Genomic DNA, 1,399 nt, shown 5'->3' with positions numbered 1-1,399 from the left:
CTTCATGGGGAAATTCCTCCTTATAAAATTTTTTGAGCTTTCGCTCATTTCGTTAAGTATAATACCATAGCGCGCCCCCACGGTCAACGGATTTTCGCGAGATGTAACATAAGCGTAATATTACACGCCGCATTACACCGCCTGCCGCCGCGCGGCGGATTTCATATTGTCGGTTTCTGCCGCTTTCCCGTAAAATAAAGGTGACTCGCGCGGTTTTTTCGCCCGGTCATCACTTTCAGGAGGTTTTATCATGGAAAATATTCGCGTTTTTGAGGAGGGCGGCTATATTCATTTTATCCTGCGCCCCGAGGAGCTGATGCGGCTGCGCTACTCGGAACAGTCGACGATCGCCTTTTCCGCGTTTATGGACGGCTGGCTCGGCCAGATGAAAACGCAGGTGCGCCAAAATACGATGGACGGCTATCGGTATGCCTTCGAAAAGCATATCCGGCCGTTTTTTGATGCGCGGGGGATGACCCTCGCGACCGCCCGGCCGATGGATTTTCAGGATTTCGTCAATTTTAAGTTCGAGCAGGGCCTTTCTCCGACCTCGATCGCGAAATTTCACTCGATAATGCACAAATGTCTGAAATATGCCGTCGCGCTCCAGATTATCCCGAATAATCCCGCGGATAACGTCATGCTGCCCAAGCGGCGCCGCTTCCGCGGGCAGGTCTACGACCGCGCGCAGCTGAATGTTTTCCTTGCGGCGGCTTTGCAGTCCCCCGCCGAGGCGGCGTTTGTCCTCGCCGCAAGCTACGGCCTCCGGCGGAGCGAGTGCGCCGGGCTGAGGTGGAGCGCGATCGACTTCCGCGCGCGGCGCATGGTCATCAACCACACCGCCATTCTCTCGAACGGGCGGATTCTCTATGTCGATAACGTCAAGACCCGCTCGAGCTACCGCACGCTGCCGCTGTCGGACTCGCTGCGGCGGTATCTGACCGATCTTCGCCGCCGCCAGAAGGAAAACCGCCGGAAATACGGCAAAGCCTACCACCAGAGCGATTATGTCTGCGTCCGTGAGGACGGCACGCCGCTCCGCCCGGACTATATTTCCCGCGAGTTCGGGCGCGTCTGCCGCCGCGCCGGTCTGCCGTGCATCCGGTTTCACGATCTGCGGCATTCGGTCGCGACGCTCCTGCTTCAGCAGGGCTTTTCCCTTAAGCAGATTCAGGAATGGCTCGGTCATTCGGATATCGCCACGACCGCAAACGTTTACGCGCACGTGCCGTATGTGGAGAAGGAGTCTATCGCCAAGAGCGCGATTCCGATCATCGAAATCTGAGAGCTGCAAGATTATTCCAGCTTTTCAGAGCGCGCGATTTTCTGAAAAATTCGGAAAAGTCAACGATTTTTTCTAAATTGCGGGTTTAACCGTGAAATTGATTATTTTGCCTGC

1 protein-coding gene is annotated in these 1,399 nt (G+C 55.6%); it reads left to right on the top strand.

Annotated elements, in window-relative coordinates; translation table 11 throughout:
- Positions 1 to 250 precede the first annotated feature (250 nt).
- On the top strand, positions 251 to 1,285 hold the full coding sequence (locus H8S02_RS12360) for a tyrosine-type recombinase/integrase (protein ID WP_118686049.1): 1,035 nt from the start codon (positions 251 to 253) through the stop codon (positions 1,283 to 1,285).
- The last annotated feature ends 114 nt before the right edge of the window (positions 1,286 to 1,399 follow it).

This window comes from Agathobaculum hominis (genome assembly GCF_014288055.1).
GTDB lineage: Bacteria > Bacillota > Clostridia > Oscillospirales > Butyricicoccaceae > Agathobaculum > Agathobaculum hominis.
The sequence above is the reverse complement of the archived record's forward strand: the minus strand, read 5'-3'. Positions and strand labels throughout refer to the sequence as shown.